Here is a 19,958-nt window from a genome sequence, read left to right as displayed (position 1 = left end):
CCCTGTGCTGATCACTGTGCCCGATGGGCGACACTGGGGGACGGCCCGATAGCCGTGGCCGGATGATGCGCCTAGCATCAGCCTGACCGAAACCGAAGCACCCCGAGGACCACACGTGCGCTTTCGTCTGACCCCCAGGGAGACGAGCTTCTACGACATGTTCGCCGCCTCCGCGGACAACATCGTCACCGGCTCGAAACTCCTGATGGAACTGCTCGGGGCGGACGCGTCTGCCCGGGCCGAGATCGCAGAGCGTATGCGGGCCGCGGAACACGCAGGTGACGACGCCACGCACGCGATCTTCCACCAGCTGAACTCCTCGTTCATCACGCCGTTCGACCGTGAGGACATCTACTCCCTCGCCGGGTCCCTGGACGACATCATGGACTTCATGGAGGAGGCCGTCGACCTGGTCGTCCTCTACAACGTCGAGGAGCTGCCGAAGGGCGTCGAGCAGCAGATCGAGGTGCTGGCGCGCGCGGCCGAACTGACGGCCGAGGCGATGCCCAACCTCCGCACGATGGACAACCTCACCGAGTACTGGATCGAGGTCAACCGCCTGGAGAACCAGGCCGACCAGATCCACCGCAAGCTGCTCGCGCACCTCTTCAACGGCAAGTACGACGCCATCGAGGTGCTCAAGCTCAAGCAGATCGTGGACGTCCTGGAAGAGGCGGCGGACGCGTTCGAGCACGTGGCGAACACGGTGGAGACCATCGCCGTCAAGGAGTCCTGAGGCGTCGATGGACACCTTCGCCCTGGTCGTGACCATTGCGGTCGCGCTCTTCTTCACGTACACGAACGGTTTCCACGACTCCGCGAACGCGATCGCGACGTCGGTGTCGACGCGGGCGCTGACCCCGCGGGCGGCTCTCGCCATGGCCGCGGTGATGAACATGGCCGGCGCGTTCTTCGGAACCGGGGTCGCCAAGACCGTCAGCGAGGGCCTGATCGAGACGCCCAAGGGCTCGACGGGCATGGGCATCCTCTTCGCCGCCCTCCTCGGCGCGATCGTCTGGAACCTCCTCACCTGGTACTTCGGCCTGCCCTCCTCTTCCTCCCACGCCCTCTTCGGCGGTCTGGTGGGGGCGGCGCTGGCGGGCGGTACGGAGGTGCTCTGGAACGGCGTCCTCGACAAGGTCGTCATCCCGATGTTCGTCTCGCCGGTCGTCGGTCTGCTCGTCGGTTACCTGGTCATGACGGCGATCCTGTGGCTGTTCCGTAAGGCCAACCCGCACAAGGCCAAGCGGGGCTTCCGCATCGCGCAGACCGTCTCCGCGGCCGGCATGGCCCTCGGACACGGTCTTCAGGACGCCCAGAAGACCATGGGTGTGGTGGTCATGGCACTGGTGATTTCCGGCCACCAGACGTACGGCGACCCGATCCCGGTCTGGGTGAAGATCGTCTGCGCGCTGATGCTGTCGCTGGGCACGTACGCGGGTGGCTGGCGGATCATGCGGACCCTCGGCCGCAAGATCATCGAACTCGACCCCCCGCAGGGGTTCGCCGCCGAGACCACCGGCGCGTCGATCATGTTCACCACGGCCTACCTCTTCAAGGCGCCGATCTCGACCACCCATGTCATCACGTCCGCGATCATGGGCGTCGGCGCGACGAAGCGCGTGAACGCCGTCCGCTGGGGCGTGGCCAAGAACATCGTCCTGGGCTGGTTCATCACGATGCCGGCAGCGGCCCTGGTAGCAGCCCTGGCCTTCGGCCTCCTCAAGCTGACGATCCTGTAGCCCCGCACCGGCTCACCCACCACACCCACCCGTCTCGGCCAGCTGAAAAGCCGGCCAGGAGGGGTGGGTGTTCGCTTTCCGGCCAACCGAGACGGGTCGGCGGAGGCAAACGCAGTGGGCCCGCCCCCGGGAGCCAGGGGCGGGCCCTCTTGCATCCTCGCGGTGGCACCGCCATGCAGCACCGCGAGGGGATCAGTGGAGGCTCAGCCGAAGCGGCCCGAGATGTAGTCCTCCGTAGCCTGGACCGAGGGGTTCGAGAAGATCCGCTCGGTGTCGTCGATCTCGATCAGCCGGCCCGGCTGCCCGACGGCAGCCAGGTTGAAGAACGCCGTACGGTCCGAGACACGCGCAGCCTGCTGCATGTTGTGCGTCACGATGACGATCGTGAACCGCTCCTTCAGCTCACCGATCAGGTCCTCGATGGCGAGCGTGGAGATCGGGTCCAGGGCCGAGCAGGGCTCGTCCATGAGCAGCACCTTCGGCTCGACCGCGATCGCCCGCGCGATGCACAGCCGCTGCTGCTGACCACCCGACAGCCCGGAGCCCGGCTTGTTCAGGCGGTCCTTCACCTCGTTCCAGAGGTTCGCGCCCTTGAGGGACTTCTCGACGATGTCGTTCAGCTGGGCCTTCTTGTAGCTGCCGTTCAGCCGCAGCCCCGCCGCCACGTTCTCGAAGATGGACATCGTCGGGAACGGGTTCGGGCGCTGGAAGACCATGCCGACCTCGCGGCGCACGGACACCGGGTCGACGCCGGCGCCGTACAGGTCCTCGTCGTCGAGGAGCACCTTGCCCTCGACGCGCCCACCGGGCGTGACCTCGTGCATACGGTTCAGGGTGCGCAGGAACGTCGACTTGCCGCAGCCGGAGGGGCCGATGAACGCCGTCACCGAGCGGGGCTCGACGGTCATCGAGATGTCCTCGATCGCCTTGTGGGAGCCGTAGTAGGCGGTGAGTCCGCTTACGTCGATTCGCTTGGCCATTGTCTACTTCACTTCCAGAAAAGTCTTGGTCAGTCGCCGATTGGCCGCCACGCGGCGGTAGCCGCACATTGATGCTCTAGCGACCGGCCTTGGGGGCCTTCCAGCGGGCGATGCCGCGAGCCACCAGGTTCAGGATCATCACGAAGGCGATCAGCGTCAGGGACGCCGCCCACGCACGGTCGTACGCCGCGTTCGCTCCCGCGCTCTGCGAGTACTGCTGATAGATGTACAGCGGAAGCGACGCCTGCGCACCCTCGAAGGGGTTGTTGTTGATGAACGGGTTGCCGAACACCAGCAGCAGCACCGGCGCGGTCTCGCCCGCGATACGGGCGATGGCCAGCATGATGCCCGTGGTGATACCGCCGATGGAGGTCGGCAGGACCACCTTCAGGATGGTCCGCCACTTCGGCACGCCGAGCGCCAGCGAGGCCTCGCGCAGCTCGTTCGGGACGAGCTTGAGCATCTCCTCGGTGGAGCGGACGACGACCGGCATCATCAGGATGGCCAGGGCCAGCGAACCGGCGAAGCCGAACGGCTGCATCTTGAAGATGAGCATCAGGCTGAGGATGAACAGACCCGCGACGATCGACGGGATGCCCGTCATGACGTCGACGAAGAAGGTGACCGCGGAGGCGAGGCGACCGCGCCCGTACTCCACCAGGTAGATCGCGGTCATCACGCCGATCGGGGCGCCGATCAGGGTGGCGAGGCCGACCTGTTCCAGGCTGCCGATGATGGCGTGGTAGATGCCGCCGCCCGGCTCGGAGTCGGCGACGACACCCATGGAGTGGGTGAGGAAGTAGACGTTGAGGACCTTCACGCCGCGCGAGATGGTCACCCAGACCAGGGAGACCAGCGGAACGACGGCGACCAGGAAGGCGACCCACACGAGCGAGGTGGCGACCCGGTCCTTGGCCTGACGGCGGCCCTCCACGCGGGCGGCGATGCCGTAGGTGCCGAGGATGAAGAGGATCGCGGCGATCAGGCCCCACTGGACGCTGCTGTGCAGGTCGGCGGCGAAGCTGATGCCGATGCCGAGGGCGAGCGAACCGGCGGCGATCGCCCAGGGCGACCACTTCGGGAGGCTGGCGGCCCGCAGCGTGCTGGGGCGCTTGTCGGCGACAAGTGCGTTGCTCATGCGTTGGCCCCCGAGTACTCCTTGCGGCGGGCGATGATCGCACGGGCCGCGCCGTTGACCAGCAGGGTGATGACGAAGAGCACCAGACCGGAGGCGATCAGCGCGTCCCGGCCCTGCTCGGTGGCCTCACCGAACTTGCTGGCGATGTTCTGGGCGAAGGTGCCGCCGCCCGGGTTGAGCAGGCTGGCCTGGATGTCGTAGCTCGGGGAAAGCACGGTGGCCACGGCCATGGTCTCGCCGAGGGCGCGGCCGAGGCCGAGCATCGAGGCGGAGATCACGCCGGAGCGGCCGAAGGGCAGCACGGACATGCGGACGACTTCCCAGCGGGTGGCGCCGAGGGCCAGGGCGGCCTCCTCGTGCATCCGCGGAACCTGGCGGAAGACCTCGCGGCTCACGTTGGTGATGATCGGCAGGATCATGATCGCCAGCAGGATGCCGACCGTGAGCATGGCGCGCGGGGCGCCGCCGTCCCAGGAGAAGATGCCGGTCCAGCCGAGGTAGTCGTTCAGCCAGCCGTACAGGCCCTGCATGTGCGGGACGAGGATCAGGGCGCCCCAGAGGCCGTAGACGATGGACGGCACCGCGGCGAGCAGGTCGATCACGTAGGCGATCGGACCGCTCAGCTTGCGCGGGGCGTAGTGCGTGAGGAACAGCGCGATCGCGACGGCGACCGGGACCGCGAGGGCCATGGCGATGATCGAGGAGACGACCGTGCCGAAGGCGAGGACCGCGATACCGAAGACCGGCGGCTGGAGGTTGGTGTTCCACTCGAACGTGGTCAGGAAGTTCCCGTGGTCCTTGCTGATCGCGAGCGAGGCGCGGTAGGTGAGGAAGACCGCGATGGCGGCCATGATCACCAGCAGCAGGATGCCGGAGCCGCGGGACAGGCCGAGGAAGATGCGGTCGCCGGGGCGGGTGGCGCCGCGGGCGTTGCGCTTCTGCAGGGCTACGGACGGCTCGGGCGTGGGGGGAGATGCGTCAGTTGTCTGAGTCGATATGTCCATCGGGGTTCTCCGGTTTGCGGAGCCGCGGGGTGTGCGGCTCGGTGGAGCCGTTCTCCCTTACGGGGTCATGGCTCCGGGCGGCGGTGCACCGGACGGTGCGGCCCGGGTCGGTGAGGAACCGGGCCGCACTCTCGGATCAGGTCAGCTCAGGCCGGCGATGGTGGTGCGGACCTTGGCGATGATCTCGTCGGGGATCGGCGCGTAGTCGTTCTCCGACAGAACCTTCTGACCGTCCTCGCTGGCGATGTAGGTCAGGAAGGCCTTGGTGGCGGGCAGGGTGTCCGCCTTGTTGCCCTTGTCGCAGACGATCTCGTACGTGACCAGGGTGATCGGGTAGGCGCCCTCGGCCTTGGTCTTGTAGTCGAGCTGCAGCGTCAGGTCGTTGCCGGTACCGACGACCTTGGCGGCCGCGATGTCGGCGGTGGCGGACTCGGTGGAGGGCTTCACCGGGGTCTTGGCGCCGGTGGCGATGGAGACGGTGTTGATGTCCTTGGCGTAGGACAGCTCGAAGTAGCCGATCGCGCCGGAGTTCTGCTTGACGCCCTGGGCCACACCGGCGGAGCCGGAGGCCGCCTGGCCGCCCTTGGCCTGCCAGGCCTTGCCGCCGGAGTACTTCCAGTTGTCCGGGGTGGTGGCGATCAGGTACTTGGTGAAGTTGTCCGTGGTACCGGAGTCCTCGGAACGGTGGAAGGCCTGGATCTTCAGGTCGGGAAGCTTCGCCGAGGGGTTCAGCTTCTTGATCGCCGGGTCGTTCCAGTTCTTGATCTTGCTGTCGAAGATCTTGGCGAGCGTCGGGGCGTCCAGGACCAGGTTGTCGACACCCGGGACGTTGTAACCGAGGGCGATCGGGCCGCCGACCATCGGGAGGTCGATGCCCTGGCCGCCGGAGCAGACCTTCTTGGAGGCGGTGACCTCTTCGGGCTTCAGGGCGGAGTCCGAACCGGCGAACGCGATCTGGCCCTGGTTGAAGGAGGTGACACCGGCACCGGAACCGGCACCCTTGTAGTTGATCTGCACGCCACAGGCCTGCGAGAAGTTCTTGACCCAGGCGTCGATGGCGTTCTTCTGCGCGGACGAGCCGTCGGCGAGCAGCTGACCCTTGGCGTTGTCGCACTTGATCGAGCCCGCGGCGGCCGAGCTCGACGGCTTGCCCGTCGCGGTGCTGTTGCCGTTGTCGTCCGAGCCGCACGCCGACAGGGCCAGGGCGCCGGAGACGGCGAGAGCACCGAGAGAGAGGGCGCGCAGCCGGTTCTTGCGCTGAAGCATCACTTTCGGAAGTTCCTTCCAGGAGCCGCCGCAGGCAGTCGGCGGCGTGCGAGGTAGTGCGTGCGCGAGCGCATCCAGACCGCCCCCGCACCGGGTAGGGCCGAAATTAGGCAGATCAGGTGAAGCCGCCGATGGCCATAAGTGAACGGGGGGTGAACCCCTGCCGTCGGTGCGGTGAGGTCACGGAATGCTTACGGGGAGGGCACACCTCGGTTCCGACGGGCGGGTTACACGTACGCGTATTCGAGACTCGTTCCCTTGTCGGCGGGAACCCTTGTGCGCATGGCGTCGTCTCGTTCCAGGAGAGCCGAGGAAAGGCGACGAACATGGAACGGCGTACGTTCATCTCGGGCGGCGCGGCCGCCCTGGCGGCGACCGCGCTGGCCGGGTGCAGTACTGGCCCGGACACCTCCGCCAGGTCCTCGGCGCACACGCAGTCATCCTCCGGCACGGCGCTGAAGACCACCAGTCAGGCCGCCGCCGCGAACTGGGCGGCCCTCGCCCGCGACCTCGACGGACCCCTGGTGCGCCCCGGGGACGCGACCTGGAAGACGGCCCGCCAGCTGTACAACACCCGCTTCGACGGACTGAAGCCGGCCGCCGTCGCCTACGTCGCCCACGCCGACGACATCCGGACGACCCTGGCGTACGCCCAGTCCCACCAGATACGGGTGTCGATACGCAACGGCGGCCACTCCTACGCCGGCTACTCCTCGGGCGACAACCGGCTGATCCTCGACGTGTCCAAGCTGAACCGGGTCCGCGTGAGCGGCGGGACGGCGGTGGTCGGCGCCGGCTCCAAGCTGATCGACGTCTACCGGGCGCTGGGCGCGAAGGGCGTGACCATACCCGCGGGCTCCTGCCCCACGGTCGGCGTCTCCGGCCTGGTCCTCGGCGGCGGCCACGGGGTCGCCTCCCGCGCCTACGGCCTGACCTGCGACAGCCTCACCCAGGCGACGCTGATCACCGCCGACGGCACTCAGGTCACCGCGAACGCCACCTCCCACTCCGACCTCTTCTGGGCGCTGCGCGGCGCGGGCAACGGCAACTTCGGCGTCGTCACCGAGCTGCAGTTCAAGACCCACGCGGCGCCGCAGGCGGTGACCGCGTACATGACCTGGTCCTGGTCCAAGGCGGCCGCGGTGATCAAGGCCTGGCAGGAGTGGGGGCCGAGCCAGCCGGACGAGATCTGGTCCTCCCTCCACCTGTCGAACACTCCGGGCGGCACCCCGACCATCTCCGTGGCCTGCTTCTCCCTCGGCACCTACGGCGAACTCCAGAACGCGGTCGACCAGCTGGCGCACAAGGCCGGTGCCAACGCCCGGTCCGTGTCCCTGCGCCGCCGGGGCTACGAGGAGGCGATGGAGATCTACGCCGGCTGCTCCTCCTTCTCCAGCGACGCCCAGTGCCACCTCCCGGGCTCCACCCCCGGCCGCTCCCCCCAGGGCGGCCTGGGCCGGGAGACCTACGCGGCCCGCTCCGACTTCTTCGACCGCTCCCTGTCCGCGGCGGGCATCCAGACCCTGCTGAAGCAGATCGGCTCCGTCCGGGGCGGCGGGGGCAGCATCGCCTTCACGGCCCTCGGCGGCGCGGTCAACCGCGTCAGCCCCACGGCGACGGCCTTCGTCCACCGCCGCTCCCGCATGCTGGCCCAGTACATAGCCTCGTGGGGCTCCGGCTCCTCCGGCAGCACGGCCCAGTCCTGGCTCACGTCGGCCCACAACGCGATGAAGCCGTACGCCTCCGGCGCGGCGTACCAGAACTACACCGACCCGACGCTGACGAACTGGCGCAAGGCGTACTACGGCGACGCGGTGACCCGCCTGGGCAAGGTGAAGAAGCAGTACGACCCGGACAGGTTCTTCTCTTACGCGCAGGGGTTGTAAGAGGTTGTCGGTACGACTGCCCGCATCGCACAGCTGCGGGCAGCAGTACCGGGCTACGCGGCCAGGTCCTTCTCCTCGGACTCCACCGGCCGACGCGCACCCGGCATCAGCGCATCCCCCTGAGCCCCGCTCACCGACCTCCGCACGATCCACCCCGCCCGCCGCGACCGCTCCACCGCCTTCATCAGCGGGGTCAGCAGGGCCATGGCCAGAGGCGACAGCAGCAGTACGACCGCCGTGCCGAGCGCGAAGCCCCCGACCACGTCCGTCGGATAGTGCACGCCCATGTACACCCGGCAGAACCCCTCCAGCAACGCCAGCCCTATGCCCACGAGGCCGAAGCGGCGGTTGGCGACGAAGAGCCCCACCCCCAGCGCCATGGTGATCGTCGCGTGGTCGCTGACGAAGGAGAAGTCGGTCTTGCCGGTGACGAGGACGTCCAGGTCGTGGTGGTCGACGAAGGGGCGGGGGCGTTCGACGAAGCCCCGGATCGGCACGTTCACCAGCACCGCGATACCGGCCGCGAGCGGCGCCCACACCAGCGCGGCGACGGTGGACGCGGCGTCCTCCTCGGCCCGGCGGCGCACCGACCACCAGCACCACAGCACCAGCAGCACCATGGCCAGAAGCAGCCCGTACTCACCCACGAACTCCATGACCCGGTCGAACCAGTGCGGCGCGTCCTTGGCCAGGCCGTTGATGTCGTAGAGCAGGTCGACGTCGGGGTTCGATCCGGATTCGGCGAGTACAGCCATCGTGCTGCGGCCCCTTCGTCGTCTTCCCGGACGCACCTCGTGTGCGTCGCTCCAGCCCCCCGTGGTTCGTAGATCCGCTTCCGCTGCACTGCCGCACTGACGTCCGCTCGGCTACGTCAACAGGAACGCACAGCCCCCATTGATACGTTCCACTCTCCACCGAATGATCACTCAGACGTTATCGAAGAGAGACTCATCACCGCAGCTCAGGGGGTGGGTTCACACTCGGTTCACACCGCCGTCGGGAGCGCTTTTGCGCCATCTTCGGTGACTCGCGTGGCCCCGAAGTAGTCGGGGGTGTCGACCGGGTCGAACCGGATCACGGCTCCCGACCGCGGCGCGTCGATCATGTACCCGCCGCCCACGTAGATCCCCACGTGCCGGATGGCCCGCGAGTCGGTGAGGTCGTCGGAGAAGAACACCAGGTCACCGGGGAGCAGTTGGTCCCGCGAGGGGTGCGGCCCGGCGTTGTACTGATCGTTGGCCACGCGCGGCAGGCTGATGCCGACCTTGTCGTACGCGGCCTTGGTCAGACCCGAGCAGTCGAAGCGCCCGCCCTGGTCGGCGGTGCCGTTGCCGCCCCACAGGTAGGGCGTGCCGAGCTTGCTCTGGGCGAAGGCGATGGCGCCCGCGGCCTGCCGGGTGGGGTCGATCCGCCTGACCGGCGCGGCGAAGCTCTTCTCCAGGCTGCGGATCCGCTGCACGTAGTTCTGCGTCTCGCTGATCGACGGAACGCCGCCGGCCTTTATGACCCGGTAGGCACCCGCGTTGTAGGCGGCGAGCATGTTGTCGGAGACGTTGCCGGGAACGTCCTTGACGTACTTGGCGAGTTCGCAGTCGTACGAAGCGGCCGACGGGATCGCGTCGTTCGGGTCCCAGATGTCGCGCTTGCCGTCGCCGTTGCCGTCGATGCCGTGGGTCGCCCAGGTGCTCGGGATGAACTGGGCGATGCCCCGCGCGTCGGCGGGGCTGACGATGGTCGGGTTCCAGCCGCTCTCCTGGTACAGCTGGGCGGCGAGCAGGGCCGGGCTGAGCGCGGGGCAGAGGTTCCCCCACTGCTGCACGAGCCCCTTGTAGGCGGCCGGTACGGCTCCCTTGGCGAGCCCGCGGCTGCCCGCGGTGACGCTGTTGACGAGGTTCCCGGCGACGACGTACACGCCGACGACGAGCAGCATCACGAACGCGAGCGCGGCGCCGACACCGGCCCCCGCCGCGATCCATGCCTTACGCACCGTCAACCGCCCCTCACCGCCCGGGAGTACGCCGGGGGTCAGTGTACGGCCGCAGGCCCCGGAGCCAGCCGTAACCGGCCCTGGTCAGACCCTGTCCAGTCGGGATCCCGCCTAATCGCGCAGCCCCTCCAGCACGACCGTCCGCAACTCGGCGTACCGCTCGGCCAGATCGGAGCGCCGGCTGAGCACGTCCGAGACGTGCTGCATGCCGAAGAACGCGGAGACGAGGACCCGGGCGGCCGAACGCGGGGTGACGCCGGCGCGCAGTTCACCGGCCTTCTCGACCTCCTCGACCAGGCCGGTGAGGTAGTCCTCCCAGCCGACGTACGGCTCGGGCAGGTCGGCGTCGATCAGCGACCGCTCGATCTGCAGCCGGGCACCGGCCTGCACCACGACGTCGTCGCGGAAGGCCTCGGTGACCCGGTCCAGGACCGCGACGAGCGCCTCGTACGGCGGCAGTTCGCGGGCCGAGACCGCCTCCAGGATCACCGGCCAGCGGGCGTAGTGCTCCTGCACCACGGCGACGGCGAGGTCTTCCTTGTTCTTGTAGTGGAAGTACACCGCCCCCTTGGTCATCGACGCCCGCTCGGCGACGTCCTGCAGCGTCACCGTGGCGTAGCCGCGTTCGGCGAAGAGTTCGGCCGCCATCTCCAGGATGTGGGCCCTGGTCCGCCGGGCCCGTTCCTGCTTCGGCTCCGCCCTGCTGCTTGGCATGTACTCCACCTTCCCGAGGATCTCCATTGCAATATACATTCCCGAAGGTATATTTCTTGTGGCGGGGGGCGCCAGGCAGCCGAACGGGCACCCCCCATCTGCGCGTAACGCAAACAGCCTTGGGGGGAAACAGGCATGTCTGTCAGCACGCTGCGGTCCACGTCTCCGCTGGAGCACGCCCGGGCCGGTCTCACGTTCGACCGCACGGTTCCGCGCCAGTTGGTGCACCGTGCCTCCGTCACCGAGGTCTTCCTCACCGACGCGGCCGCGGCCGCCGCCGACCGCTTCCTGGTGGGCGCCCAGTGGCCGCGCCACCACGCGCTCTACCACCCCGACGAGTCGGGCCGCTGCGACTTCATGCTGCTCGCGGAAACGGTTCGTCAGGCGGGGATCTACCTGCTCCACCGCTTCTACGACGTTCCGCTCGGCCACCACTTCGTCTTCAAGTCCCTCGACGTGCACATCGACGACCAGGCCGCCCTGCGGGTGGGGGGCACCCCGCTCGGCGCGGTCCTGGACGTGTCCGTCACACCGGCCGGCGACCCCGGCTCGGGCCGCTTCGACGCCCGGCTCGACGTCACCATCGAGGTCGACGGGCAGCCGTGCGCGTACAGCACGGTCGCCGTCGTCGTGGTCGACACGCGTCGCTACGAGGTCCTCAGGCACCGCGGCCGGGACCTCACCAGCAGCATCAGGGCCACCTCCCCGACGACGCCCTCGCGGGCACCGGTCATCGCCGGCCGCCAGGACGCCAACGTGCTGCTGCGCACCGCGGCCGACGACGACTCCTCGACCTGGCTGCTGCACGTCGACCTCCAGCACCCGGGCTACTTCGAGCACCCCTCGGACCACGTGCCCGGCATGATGCTGCTGGAGGCGTTCCGCCAGGCGGGCCATCTGACCGCGGCCAGCAACTGCGTCCTCACCGCGCTCGAGGCCAGGTTCCGGTCCTTCGGCGAGCTGTTCCAGCCCATCGTCATCCGCTCGGCCACCGGCCCCGACGGACTGCTGCGGCTGACCGCCGTACAGGGCGAGCGCACCCTCGCCGAGGCCGACGCCCTCTTCATCCGGGACTGACCATGGACCTCCAGCGTCTGCGCACCTTCCGGGAAGTCGCCCGGGAGCTGAGCTTCACCCGCGCGGCCCGCAACCTGCACTACTCGCAGCCGACCATCACGGCGCAGATCAAGGGCCTGGAAGAGGCCGTCGGCACACCGCTGTTCGTGCGCCGCGGCAACCGCGCCGTCGAACTCACCTCGGCGGGCGCCCGGCTGTGCCCGTACGCCGACCGGATCCTGGACCTGGTCGAGGCCGCCCACACGGAGCTGCACGCCGGCCGCTGACCCCGGCCCGCCACTCCCCACACCACCCGTAAAGGTTTCCCATCCTCATGACGACCGACCCCGTCAGAGCCGCGTTCTTCGACGTCGACGAGACGCTCATCACCTGCAAGAGCATGCTGAGCTTCCTCGACTTCCACTGGGGCCGCGAGGGCCGCGCCCCGGCCCGCCTGACCGCGGCCCGGGCCGCACTCGGCCACCAACTCCGCTCGGGCGTACCCCGGGAACAGGTCAACCGCGCCTACTACCGCCTGCTGCGCGGCAGCCACGAGTCCGACCTGGAGGAGAGCGGCCGCCTCTGGTTCGCCCGCGAGAACGCCCGCGGCCTCTTCCACTCGCCGGTCCGCGAGGCCTTACGGCAGCACCACCGGGCCGGCGACCTCACGATCCTGCTCTCCGGTTCCTTCGCCGCCTGCCTGGCCCCCATCGGCCAGGCGGTCGGCGCCGACCTCCTCGTCTGCACGACCCCCGAGATCACCGACGGCATCCTCACCGGCGACCTCACCGACCGCCCGATGATCGGCCAGGCCAAGTCGGAAGCGGCCCACCGCATCATGACGGCCTTCGCCCTGGACCCGTCCGACTGCCACGCCTACGCGGACGACGCCACCGACCTGCCCCTCCTGACCAGCGTGGGCCACCCGGTGATCGTGGGCAGCGACCCAACCCTGACCACAAGGGCAACCAGGGAGAACTGGCCCCGCCTACCGGGCCCGGCCCTCAACGGCCTACTGGCAAGGGCAGCCTGAGAAACGCCCACGCCGCAGTTCCCCGCACTGCAACCCCCTAGGGGCGCGGGGAACTGCGCGACAAGCCACCACGCACCCGCACCCGCGAACGCATCGGGCCACCCGAGCTATGGGGCACCTCGCGCCTCCAACGCACACAACACGAGATCCCACAGCTCACCAACCTCCTCAGCCCCGCTCCACCGTGTCGCGTGCGCCCCCATCAGCACCGCCACCACAAACCGAGCCAGCACCTCAGGCCGATGCCTCGCATCGATCCGCCCCTCGCACTGAGCATCCCGGATCAACTCAACCAATCTGACCCGGAGTTCACCGAAGGGCACAGGTTCCCGCCGAGACACCCGGGCCGCATCCGCCGTAAGCCGAAGCCCCGCGGCAAACCGCACATCCTCGTCCATCCGCCGAGCCAGCCCCACGGTCAGCTCGCGCAGCGAACCCGGTGAACTCCCGGACGGGGCAAGCAACTTCCCCCACTCCTCCTCGAACCCCCGGGTCAGCTCCTCGGCCAACTCCGCCTTGGAGTCGAAGTGGCCGTACAACGCGCCCTTGGTGACACGAGAGCGGGCGGCAACGTCCGAGAGGTTCGTGCCCGCGAAGCCGTGGAGCACGAACTCGGCCGCCGCCGAATCGAGAAGCAGCTCGTGTGTGCGCCGTGCTCTGTCCTGCTTCACCTCGTCCGTCCCCACTGTCGACCGGTGTAACCACCAAAGAAAATACCTTCTCGATCGAATCTTTTTCTACCCGCCCACTCTTCTTCACGAAAGGCCCCCATGACCACCGCCCTGCCCGCCCCACCCCTCGCTCCGACCGCCGTGACCGCCCTGGCGGCCCGGCACGCCCGCACCGCCGAGGAGGCCGCACGCCTGCACCCGGACGTGGTCGACGCCCTGCCGGCGGCCGGCTTCGCCCGCCACTTCGTGCCGCGCCGCTGGGGCGGACGGGCGGGCGGCTTCACGGAGTTGGTGAGTGCCGTGGCCGCCGTCGGCGAAGCGTGCGCCTCCACCGCGTGGTGCTGCGCGCTGCTGGCCGGGCACGCCCGGCTGGCGGCCCATCTGCCCGAGCGGGCCCAGGCGGAGCTGTGGGCCGACTCGCCCGACGCGGCGATAGCCGCGGCGGTGGTCCCGCCCGCCGGCCGGCTCACCCGCGTCCCCGGCGGCTGGCGCCTGGCCGGGCGCTGGGCGTTCGCGAGCGGGGTCGAACACGCCGACTGGATCCTGCTCGCCACGCTGGAGGAACAGCCGGCCGGTCCGCCCGCCTACCGCATCCTGCTGCTCCCCCGCCACGACGTCCGCGTGCACCACACCTGGGACAGCGTCGGTCTGCGCGGCACGGGCAGCCACTCGGTCGGCGTCGAGGACGTGTTCGTACCCGAACACCGCTCCTGCCTGCGGGACGCCCTGATGACCGGCGTACGCGAACCGGACGCGGCGCCCTGCCACCGGGTGCCGTACCCCCTGGTCGCCGCGCTGCTGTTCTGCGCGCCCGCGCTCGGCGCCGCCCGGGGCGCGCTGGACGCCTGGACCGCGCTGACCGAGGAGCGCGGCGCCTCGGCCGACCCCGGCATCCAGCGGACCCTCGCCCGCTGCTCGGGCGACATCGACGCGGCCGCCTTACTGCTGGAGTCGGCGGCGCAGCGCGCGGACCGGGCGGCGCTCACACCTCCGGCGGCGTTCGAGCCCGAGACGGCGGCCCGCAACCAGCGGGACGCCTCGCGCGCCGCCGAGCTGCTGACCGACGCGGTGGAGCACCTGTTCCGCACGGCGGGCGCCCGCGCCCTGGCCCGGTCGAACCCCCTGCAGCGCGCCTGGCGCGACATCCACGCGGTGACGGCCCACGCGACCCTGCAGCCAGGCCCGGCGGCGACGGCGTACGCGGGGACGGTGTTTCCGCGGGACAAGGCGTAGGGCGGGGGCAGCCGCAGGGCCCGGAGCAGCTTCTTGCTCCGGGCCCTGCGCCGCGCTTGCACCCCCGTTCCATCAGCGTTCCCGATAATATTTGATACCTTCGCGAAGGTTTTGTTTTATGGAGGCATGACCGAACCCACCAGCTCCACTCCCGCCTCCGGGGAGGGCCCGCAGGCGCCGCTTCCCGGGCGTCACGGGGCGAGCAGGACGCCGCTGGCCGATGCCGTGCTCGCGGTGGCCCGCCGGGACATCGCCTCCTTCCACGCCCTTCCGCTCTCCCACGGCCGGTCGATCCGCGACTCCCGCGTCCGGGAGTCCTACGAGGCCCTCTTCGGCGCGGCCCAGCTCGCCGCCGACGTGTCGTACAGCGGCACGATGCTCGACTCCTTCTTCCGCCCCCGCGGCCCGCTCCGCGAGGCCCAGCGGCTGGCCGCCGACAGCTTCGGCGCCGACGCGACGTTCTTCCTGTCGACCGGCACCAGCACCGCCAACCGGGTCGCCCTGACCGCGCTGGCCCGCCCCGGCAGTCGCGTCCTGGCCGACCGCAGCTGCCACCAGTCGGTGCACTTCGCGCTCGGCGCGCTCGGCGTGGACGTCACCTACGCGCCCATGCAGAAGTGCTGCGCCGACTGCCCCCGCACCTTCGGCGACCTGCCCCGGCTGCTGGAAACGTTCCGGACGGCGGTGGCGGAGGGCCGACCGTACGACACGGTGGTGCTGTCGGCGGTGTCGTACGACGGTGTCCGCTACGACCTGCCCACCGTGCTCGCCGAACTGGCCGCGGCCCACCCCACGGTGTCGGTTCTGGTCGACGAGGCCTGGGGCGCGGTGCACCGCTTCCACCCCCAACTGCGGCCGCTGACCGCGCTGCACGCGGTGGAGACCCTGCGCCGCACCGAACGCCCGCTGCCCCTGCGCGTGGCCGTGACGCACTCGGCGCACAAGTCGATGTCGGCGCTGCGGCAGGGCTCGTACCTGCATCTGATCGGCGACGGCGAGGCCCAGGAGCGCACCGCACAGGCGCTCTTCCAGCACCACACCACCTCACCCAGCTGGCCCGTGCTGGCGAGCCTGGACCTGGCCCGGCTGCAGGCCGAGACCGAGGGCGAGCAGCTGCTGGAGCGCTCCCTGAACCTGGCCCGCACCCTGCGCGCCGAACTCGGCACCGACCCGCGCCTGTCGGCGTACCGCGCGCTCGGCCCGGACGGCCATCTGACCGACCCGGCGCTGCTGGTGAGCGACGACCCGACCCGGGTGCTGGTGGACATCAGCGCGCTCGGCATCACCGCGGCCGACTTCCGCCGGATCCTCTTCGACGAGTACGCCCTCTACGTGGCCCGGGAGAGCGGCGACGCCGTGCTCTTCCACGTCCACATCGGTGTCGACGAGGCCACGCTGCTACGGCTGCTGGACGCGCTGCGCACCATCCAGCGCACCTACCGCACCGCGTCCGCGGCCCTGACCCAGGGCACCTCGGACCACTTCATCATCGCCTACCCGCCGGGCATCCCGATCACCGTGCCCGGTGAGCGCCTGTGCGACCGCACCCTCGGCGAGATCGACGCGCTGCGCTCCAGCGGCTGCGAGATCTACACGCTGCACCAGCCCGGTGCCTCCACCGCCGCCTACGGCGTCCCCTCGGGCCCCGCCGTCCCGGCCACCCCCGCCGTCTCTGCCGTACCTGCCGTTTCCGCCGGAAGGAAGTGACCGTAATGATCAAGCTCTCGGACATCCGCAAGCACGCCGAGCGTCGCCCCGGACACGTCGCCGTGGTCGACGGCGAGGTCCGGCTGACCTGGGCCAACCTCGCCGACAAGGTGGCCCGCGTGGCGACCGCGATCGAGGAGCGACTGCCCGGCATACGTCGCGCCCGCGCGGTGTTCGTCGCCGAGAACCGCTGGGAGCTGGTCGTCGCCATGGCGGCGGTCTCCTCGCTCGGCATCCCGTGCGTCGGACTCGACTACACCGCCGGGCCCGAGGCCACCGCCGGCGCGCTGGAGCAGCTGCAGCCGACCGTGATCATCAGCACCTCCGACCAGCGCGCGGTGCTCACCGAGGTCGGCTGGCCCGAGGGCCGGGACGTCCTCGACATCCGGCTGGACAGCGACCCGCCGAAGAACGCGCCGGGCGTCGCCTTCACCGACCTGCTGCTGTCGGAGCCGGGCGAACCGCGGCCGGTGGAGCAGCCGTTCGAGGCGTTCTCCTTCACCTCCGGCACCAGCGGCATCCCCAAGCTGGTGATCCGCCGGGCCTCCTTCGAGGCGCGCCGCTTCGCCGACCTGGTCGACCAGTACTCCTTCGACGAGGACGACGTCCACCTGGTGACGGTCCCGCTGTACCACGCCTCGGGCCCCGGCTGGGCGCGCATCTTCCTCTCCCTCGGCGGCACGATCGTCCTCGGCCCGTACGACGACACGGCCGCCCTGATCCGCCTGATCCAGGACGAGGGCGTCTCCACGACCCTCATGGTCCCGCCGGTCCTCAAGCGGGTCGTCGCCCACCCGGCCTCCGAGCACCTGCACAAGACGTCCCGGCTGCACTTCGTGCTCTCCGGCGGACGGCACCTGAACCGCTGGGTCGTCAACAACACCTGGGACCGCCTCGGCCCGGTCCTGCACCTCTACTACGGCACCACCGAGACCGGCGTGAACGTCATGATCGGCCCCGAGGAACTGCATGTGGCGCCCTGCCGCTCCGGCCGCCCGATGCCGGGCAACACCATCGCCGTACTGGACCCGGAGAACCGTCCGGTCCCCAAGGGCATGCGCGGCCGGGTGGCGATCGCCAGCTACCAGCTGATGGACGCCTACGCCACCGCCGAGCCGGAGTTCCTCGACCTCGACTACGGCGGCCGCACCCAGCGCTTCCTGCTCACCGGCGACAGCGGCTTCATCGACGAGGCCGGCCGGCTCGAACTCACCGGCCGCAACGACGGCGTCTCCAAGGCGGTCGAGGGCAAGCCGCTCGACGTCAACATCTTCGGCCTCGAGAACGACCTGATGGACCTGCCCTGCGTCCGCGAGACCGCCGTACTGCGCACCAAGCTCCAGGACACGGGCGAGGAGGTGCTGATCGTGCCCTTCGCCCCGGTCTCCCCGGAGCGGCTGGAGAGCGGCCGGCGCGCGGTCGCCGCCGCCTGCGCCCGCCGGGTGCCGTGCCTGCCCGCGTACGTGATCCCGGTGGAGGCGATCCCGTACAGCCCGACCGGCAAGGTGCGGGCGGCCCGCCTGCTGGAGACGGTGCTGCCGCTGGTCCGCGCCGAAGCCACGGCCCGCCGCACCGACCTCGTCCCCGCCTGACCCGACCCGACGACCACCACTGTCCTTGCCGTCCCCCCACTCGACAGGAAGAGTCATGAACGATCAGAAGAACTACGGCCGAGGCCTGTTGCTGTGCCTCCTGGCCACCGTGTCCTGGGGAGCGATGTTCCCCCTCATGGACGTGACCCTGAAGCACATCGACCCGTTCACCTTCACCTGCCTGCGGTACGCGATCGCCGGCGCGATGTTCCTGGTGTTCCTCAAGCTGCGCGAGGGTGCGGCCGGGTTCAAGCTGAAGGGCGAGCGGATCGGCCTGGCCTGGCTGTTCGGCACGGCCGGCTTCGCCGGCTTCCAGTTCCTGGTGTTCTTCGGTCAGGACCTCATCGGTGAGCGGGGCGCCCTGAACGCCTCGATCATGATGGCGACCATGCCCATGATGGGCTTCCTGGTGAACTGGGTGCTGCGCAAGGTCGTTCCGCCGAAGGGCGCGCTGGCCTTCATCGCGATGTCCTTCGTCGGCGTCATCCTGGTGGTCTCGGACGGCAGCCTCAGCTCCCTCTTCGCCCACCCGTCCGACTTCGGCCCGGACGCGCTGCTGCTGTTCGCCGCGCTGTGCTGGGTGATCTACACCTCCGGTGCGACGTACTTCCCGACCTGGTCGCCGATCAAGTACACCGCGATCACCACGGTCCTCGGCCTGGCCAGCGCCTCCGTCATCACGGCGATCATCCTGGCCACGGGCGGCGTCCCGGTCCCGACCGGCGGCGACGTGACGGCCATCCTCCCCGAGCTGGCCTACATGAGCATCATCGCCGGCTTCGTGGGCGTGCTCGGCTGGAACTTCGGCAACAAGTACCTCGGCCCGCTCAACGGCGTCCTCTTCATGGACGTCGTCCCGATCACGGCGTTCATCATCTCGGCCCTGACCGGCGTGATCCCGGCGAGCATGCAGGTGGCCGGCGCCTCCCTGACCGCACTGGCACTGGTCCTCAACAACCTGTACCTGCGCAAGGTCACCAAGCGCACGGCGGCGGAGGCGGCGGCGAAGGCTGCCGCGGAGAAGCAGGCGGTGGCGTCGGCCGCTTCCGAGAAGCCCGCGGCGGTGACGGCGGCGCGCTGACCCGGCTCGTCGCGAACGGACGCGGCTGCCGTGGGGGTACGACTCCCACGGCAGCCGCGCTGCTGTGTCCGCCGGGCTCACGGATCGGCTGTGGCGTCCTCATGCCCGCCGAGCACGGCGGTGGCCCCGAGAACACCCTTCCGATTGCGGTCCGTGTGACGGCAACTTAGCGTCAGGGCGTCGGAATCTTCCGATATGCCACATAGGACACCTATGTCGGAATCACTCAAGGCACATCGAATGGAGCATTCATGTCGGTGATGACCGCTGCCCAGCCCCAGCAGCAGTTCGGCCAGCAGATCGGCACTGCCCAGCAGCCGATCGCGCAGCTCGTCCAGCAGACCATCCAGCAGGCCTGCCAGCAGGCGAGCGTGCAGATCGCGCAGCGCATGCAGCAGACGCTGCAGCAGCTCCAGCAGGTCCAGCAGCAGCTCCAGCAGCAGGGCCTGGCCCACCAGGCGCACCCCTACCTGTCCGTCGCACTGCACCACACGCTGCGCGAGGGCATCCGCAGCGCGGTGGAGCAGTCCGTGCAGCAGGCGCTGCCGACCGCGATCGTGACGCTGCTCCAGCAGAGCCAGCAGGGTCAGCAGAGCCAGCACGGTCAGCAGGGTCAGCAGGGTCAGCAGGGTCAGCAGGGCCTGCAGGGTCAGCAGCCGTGGGGCGCGGGCTTCGGCCAGCAGCCTTACGGCCAGCAGTTCCCGCAGTACCAGCAGCCCGGCTTCGGCTACGGCCAGATGAGCCAGCCCTTCGGCATCGGCTGACACACGGCGGCGCGCGATGCGGTGTGCCCAGGAGCGATTCCCGGGCACACCGCATCCCCGTGGAAGCGCGAGCCGCCCGTCACCGGATCAGGAGCACAGGGACG

The 19,958-nt window shown here is 69.8% G+C and carries 19 protein-coding genes; 11 read left to right on the top strand and 8 right to left on the bottom strand.

Annotation, left to right across the window (positions count from 1 at the left end):
• Positions 1 to 115: 115 nt before the first annotated feature.
• A complete protein-coding gene (locus CRP49_RS14830; RefSeq protein ID WP_094216994.1) occupies positions 116 to 736 on the top strand; it encodes a DUF47 domain-containing protein in 621 nt (206 codons plus the stop codon).
• Between the two features lie 7 nt (positions 737 to 743).
• The gene (locus CRP49_RS14825) at positions 744 to 1,742 is read left to right on the top strand and encodes an inorganic phosphate transporter (protein ID WP_097253783.1); all 999 of its coding nucleotides are present in this window, start codon (positions 744 to 746) and stop codon (positions 1,740 to 1,742) included.
• Between the two features lie 203 nt (positions 1,743 to 1,945).
• Here the strand turns inward: CRP49_RS14825 and pstB are convergent, their stop codons facing one another.
• The 4 genes from pstB to pstS all read right to left on the bottom strand — a co-directional run bounded on the left by pstB (position 1,946) and on the right by pstS (position 6,133).
• Entirely contained in the window at positions 1,946 to 2,722 is a 777-nt protein-coding gene (gene pstB, locus CRP49_RS14820) for a phosphate ABC transporter ATP-binding protein PstB (RefSeq protein WP_094216992.1), read from the bottom strand.
• 76 nt (positions 2,723 to 2,798) lie between these two features.
• Positions 2,799 to 3,860 (bottom strand): phosphate ABC transporter permease PstA, encoded by a 1,062-nt coding sequence (gene pstA, locus CRP49_RS14815; protein ID WP_097253782.1) that lies wholly within the window; start codon positions 3,858 to 3,860, stop codon positions 2,799 to 2,801.
• Positions 3,857 to 4,864, bottom strand: coding sequence for a phosphate ABC transporter permease subunit PstC (pstC, locus tag CRP49_RS14810; RefSeq protein ID WP_097253781.1), 1,008 nt, complete (start codon positions 4,862 to 4,864; stop codon positions 3,857 to 3,859). The genes pstA and pstC overlap by 4 nt, the downstream gene beginning before the upstream one ends.
• A gap of 141 nt (positions 4,865 to 5,005) precedes the next feature.
• A complete protein-coding gene (pstS, locus tag CRP49_RS14805; RefSeq protein ID WP_097253780.1) occupies positions 5,006 to 6,133 on the bottom strand; it encodes a phosphate ABC transporter substrate-binding protein PstS in 1,128 nt (375 codons plus the stop codon).
• Positions 6,134 to 6,456: 323 nt separating this feature from the next.
• Here pstS and CRP49_RS14800 point away from each other — a divergent pair, with 323 nt between their 5' ends.
• Positions 6,457 to 8,016: an FAD-binding oxidoreductase gene (locus CRP49_RS14800; protein WP_097253779.1), complete on the top strand. Its 1,560-nt coding sequence runs from the start codon at positions 6,457 to 6,459 to the stop codon at positions 8,014 to 8,016.
• Positions 8,017 to 8,069: 53 nt separating this feature from the next.
• Here the strand turns inward: CRP49_RS14800 and CRP49_RS14795 are convergent, their stop codons facing one another.
• From CRP49_RS14795 to CRP49_RS14785, 3 genes are all read right to left on the bottom strand, one after another.
• A complete protein-coding gene (locus CRP49_RS14795) occupies positions 8,070 to 8,771 on the bottom strand; it encodes a phosphatase PAP2 family protein (RefSeq protein ID WP_097253778.1) in 702 nt (233 codons plus the stop codon).
• Positions 8,772 to 9,001: 230 nt separating this feature from the next.
• The gene (locus CRP49_RS14790) at positions 9,002 to 10,003 is read right to left on the bottom strand and encodes a bifunctional lytic transglycosylase/C40 family peptidase (RefSeq protein ID WP_097257363.1); all 1,002 of its coding nucleotides are present in this window, start codon (positions 10,001 to 10,003) and stop codon (positions 9,002 to 9,004) included.
• A 111-nt stretch (positions 10,004 to 10,114) separates the two neighbouring features.
• Positions 10,115 to 10,717, bottom strand: coding sequence for a ScbR family autoregulator-binding transcription factor (locus CRP49_RS14785; protein ID WP_167444167.1), 603 nt, complete (start codon positions 10,715 to 10,717; stop codon positions 10,115 to 10,117).
• A 135-nt stretch (positions 10,718 to 10,852) separates the two neighbouring features.
• On the opposite strand from CRP49_RS14785, the gene CRP49_RS14780 reads away from it, so the two are divergent.
• From CRP49_RS14780 to CRP49_RS14770, 3 genes are read left to right on the top strand one after another with little or no spacing between them, the layout of a single operon-like run.
• Positions 10,853 to 11,794, top strand: coding sequence for a ScbA/BarX family gamma-butyrolactone biosynthesis protein (locus tag CRP49_RS14780; RefSeq protein ID WP_097253777.1), 942 nt, complete (start codon positions 10,853 to 10,855; stop codon positions 11,792 to 11,794).
• Between the two features lie 2 nt (positions 11,795 to 11,796).
• A complete protein-coding gene (locus tag CRP49_RS14775) occupies positions 11,797 to 12,060 on the top strand; it encodes a LysR family transcriptional regulator (RefSeq protein ID WP_094216985.1) in 264 nt (87 codons plus the stop codon).
• Positions 12,061 to 12,107: 47 nt separating this feature from the next.
• Positions 12,108 to 12,806, top strand: a complete 699-nt coding sequence (locus CRP49_RS14770) for an HAD family phosphatase (protein ID WP_097253776.1) — start codon at positions 12,108 to 12,110, stop codon at positions 12,804 to 12,806.
• Positions 12,807 to 12,913: 107 nt separating this feature from the next.
• Here the strand turns inward: CRP49_RS14770 and CRP49_RS14765 are convergent, their stop codons facing one another.
• Positions 12,914 to 13,492 (bottom strand): TetR family transcriptional regulator, encoded by a 579-nt coding sequence (locus CRP49_RS14765; protein WP_179851620.1) that lies wholly within the window; start codon positions 13,490 to 13,492, stop codon positions 12,914 to 12,916.
• Positions 13,493 to 13,576: 84 nt separating this feature from the next.
• Here CRP49_RS14765 and CRP49_RS14760 point away from each other — a divergent pair, with 84 nt between their 5' ends.
• From CRP49_RS14760 to CRP49_RS14740, 5 genes are all read left to right on the top strand, one after another.
• Complete coding sequence (locus tag CRP49_RS14760; protein WP_097253774.1) at positions 13,577 to 14,710, top strand: acyl-CoA dehydrogenase family protein; 1,134 nt, start codon at positions 13,577 to 13,579, stop codon at positions 14,708 to 14,710.
• Positions 14,711 to 14,836: 126 nt separating this feature from the next.
• The gene (locus CRP49_RS14755) at positions 14,837 to 16,417 is read left to right on the top strand and encodes an arginine decarboxylase (protein ID WP_097253773.1); all 1,581 of its coding nucleotides are present in this window, start codon (positions 14,837 to 14,839) and stop codon (positions 16,415 to 16,417) included.
• A gap of 5 nt (positions 16,418 to 16,422) precedes the next feature.
• Entirely contained in the window at positions 16,423 to 18,009 is a 1,587-nt protein-coding gene (locus CRP49_RS14750) for a class I adenylate-forming enzyme family protein (protein WP_097253772.1), read from the top strand.
• Positions 18,010 to 18,064: 55 nt separating this feature from the next.
• Positions 18,065 to 19,090, top strand: a complete 1,026-nt coding sequence (locus tag CRP49_RS14745) for a DMT family transporter (RefSeq protein ID WP_097253771.1) — start codon at positions 18,065 to 18,067, stop codon at positions 19,088 to 19,090.
• A gap of 251 nt (positions 19,091 to 19,341) precedes the next feature.
• Positions 19,342 to 19,854, top strand: coding sequence for a hypothetical protein (locus CRP49_RS14740; RefSeq protein ID WP_097253770.1), 513 nt, complete (start codon positions 19,342 to 19,344; stop codon positions 19,852 to 19,854).
• Positions 19,855 to 19,958: the final 104 nt, after the last annotated feature.

The sequence above is a fragment of the Streptomyces sp. Ag109_G2-15 genome (assembly GCF_900215565.1).
Classification (GTDB): Bacteria; Actinomycetota; Actinomycetes; order Streptomycetales; family Streptomycetaceae; genus Streptomyces; species Streptomyces diastatochromogenes.
The sequence above is the reverse complement of the archived record's forward strand: the minus strand, read 5'-3'. Positions and strand labels throughout refer to the sequence as shown.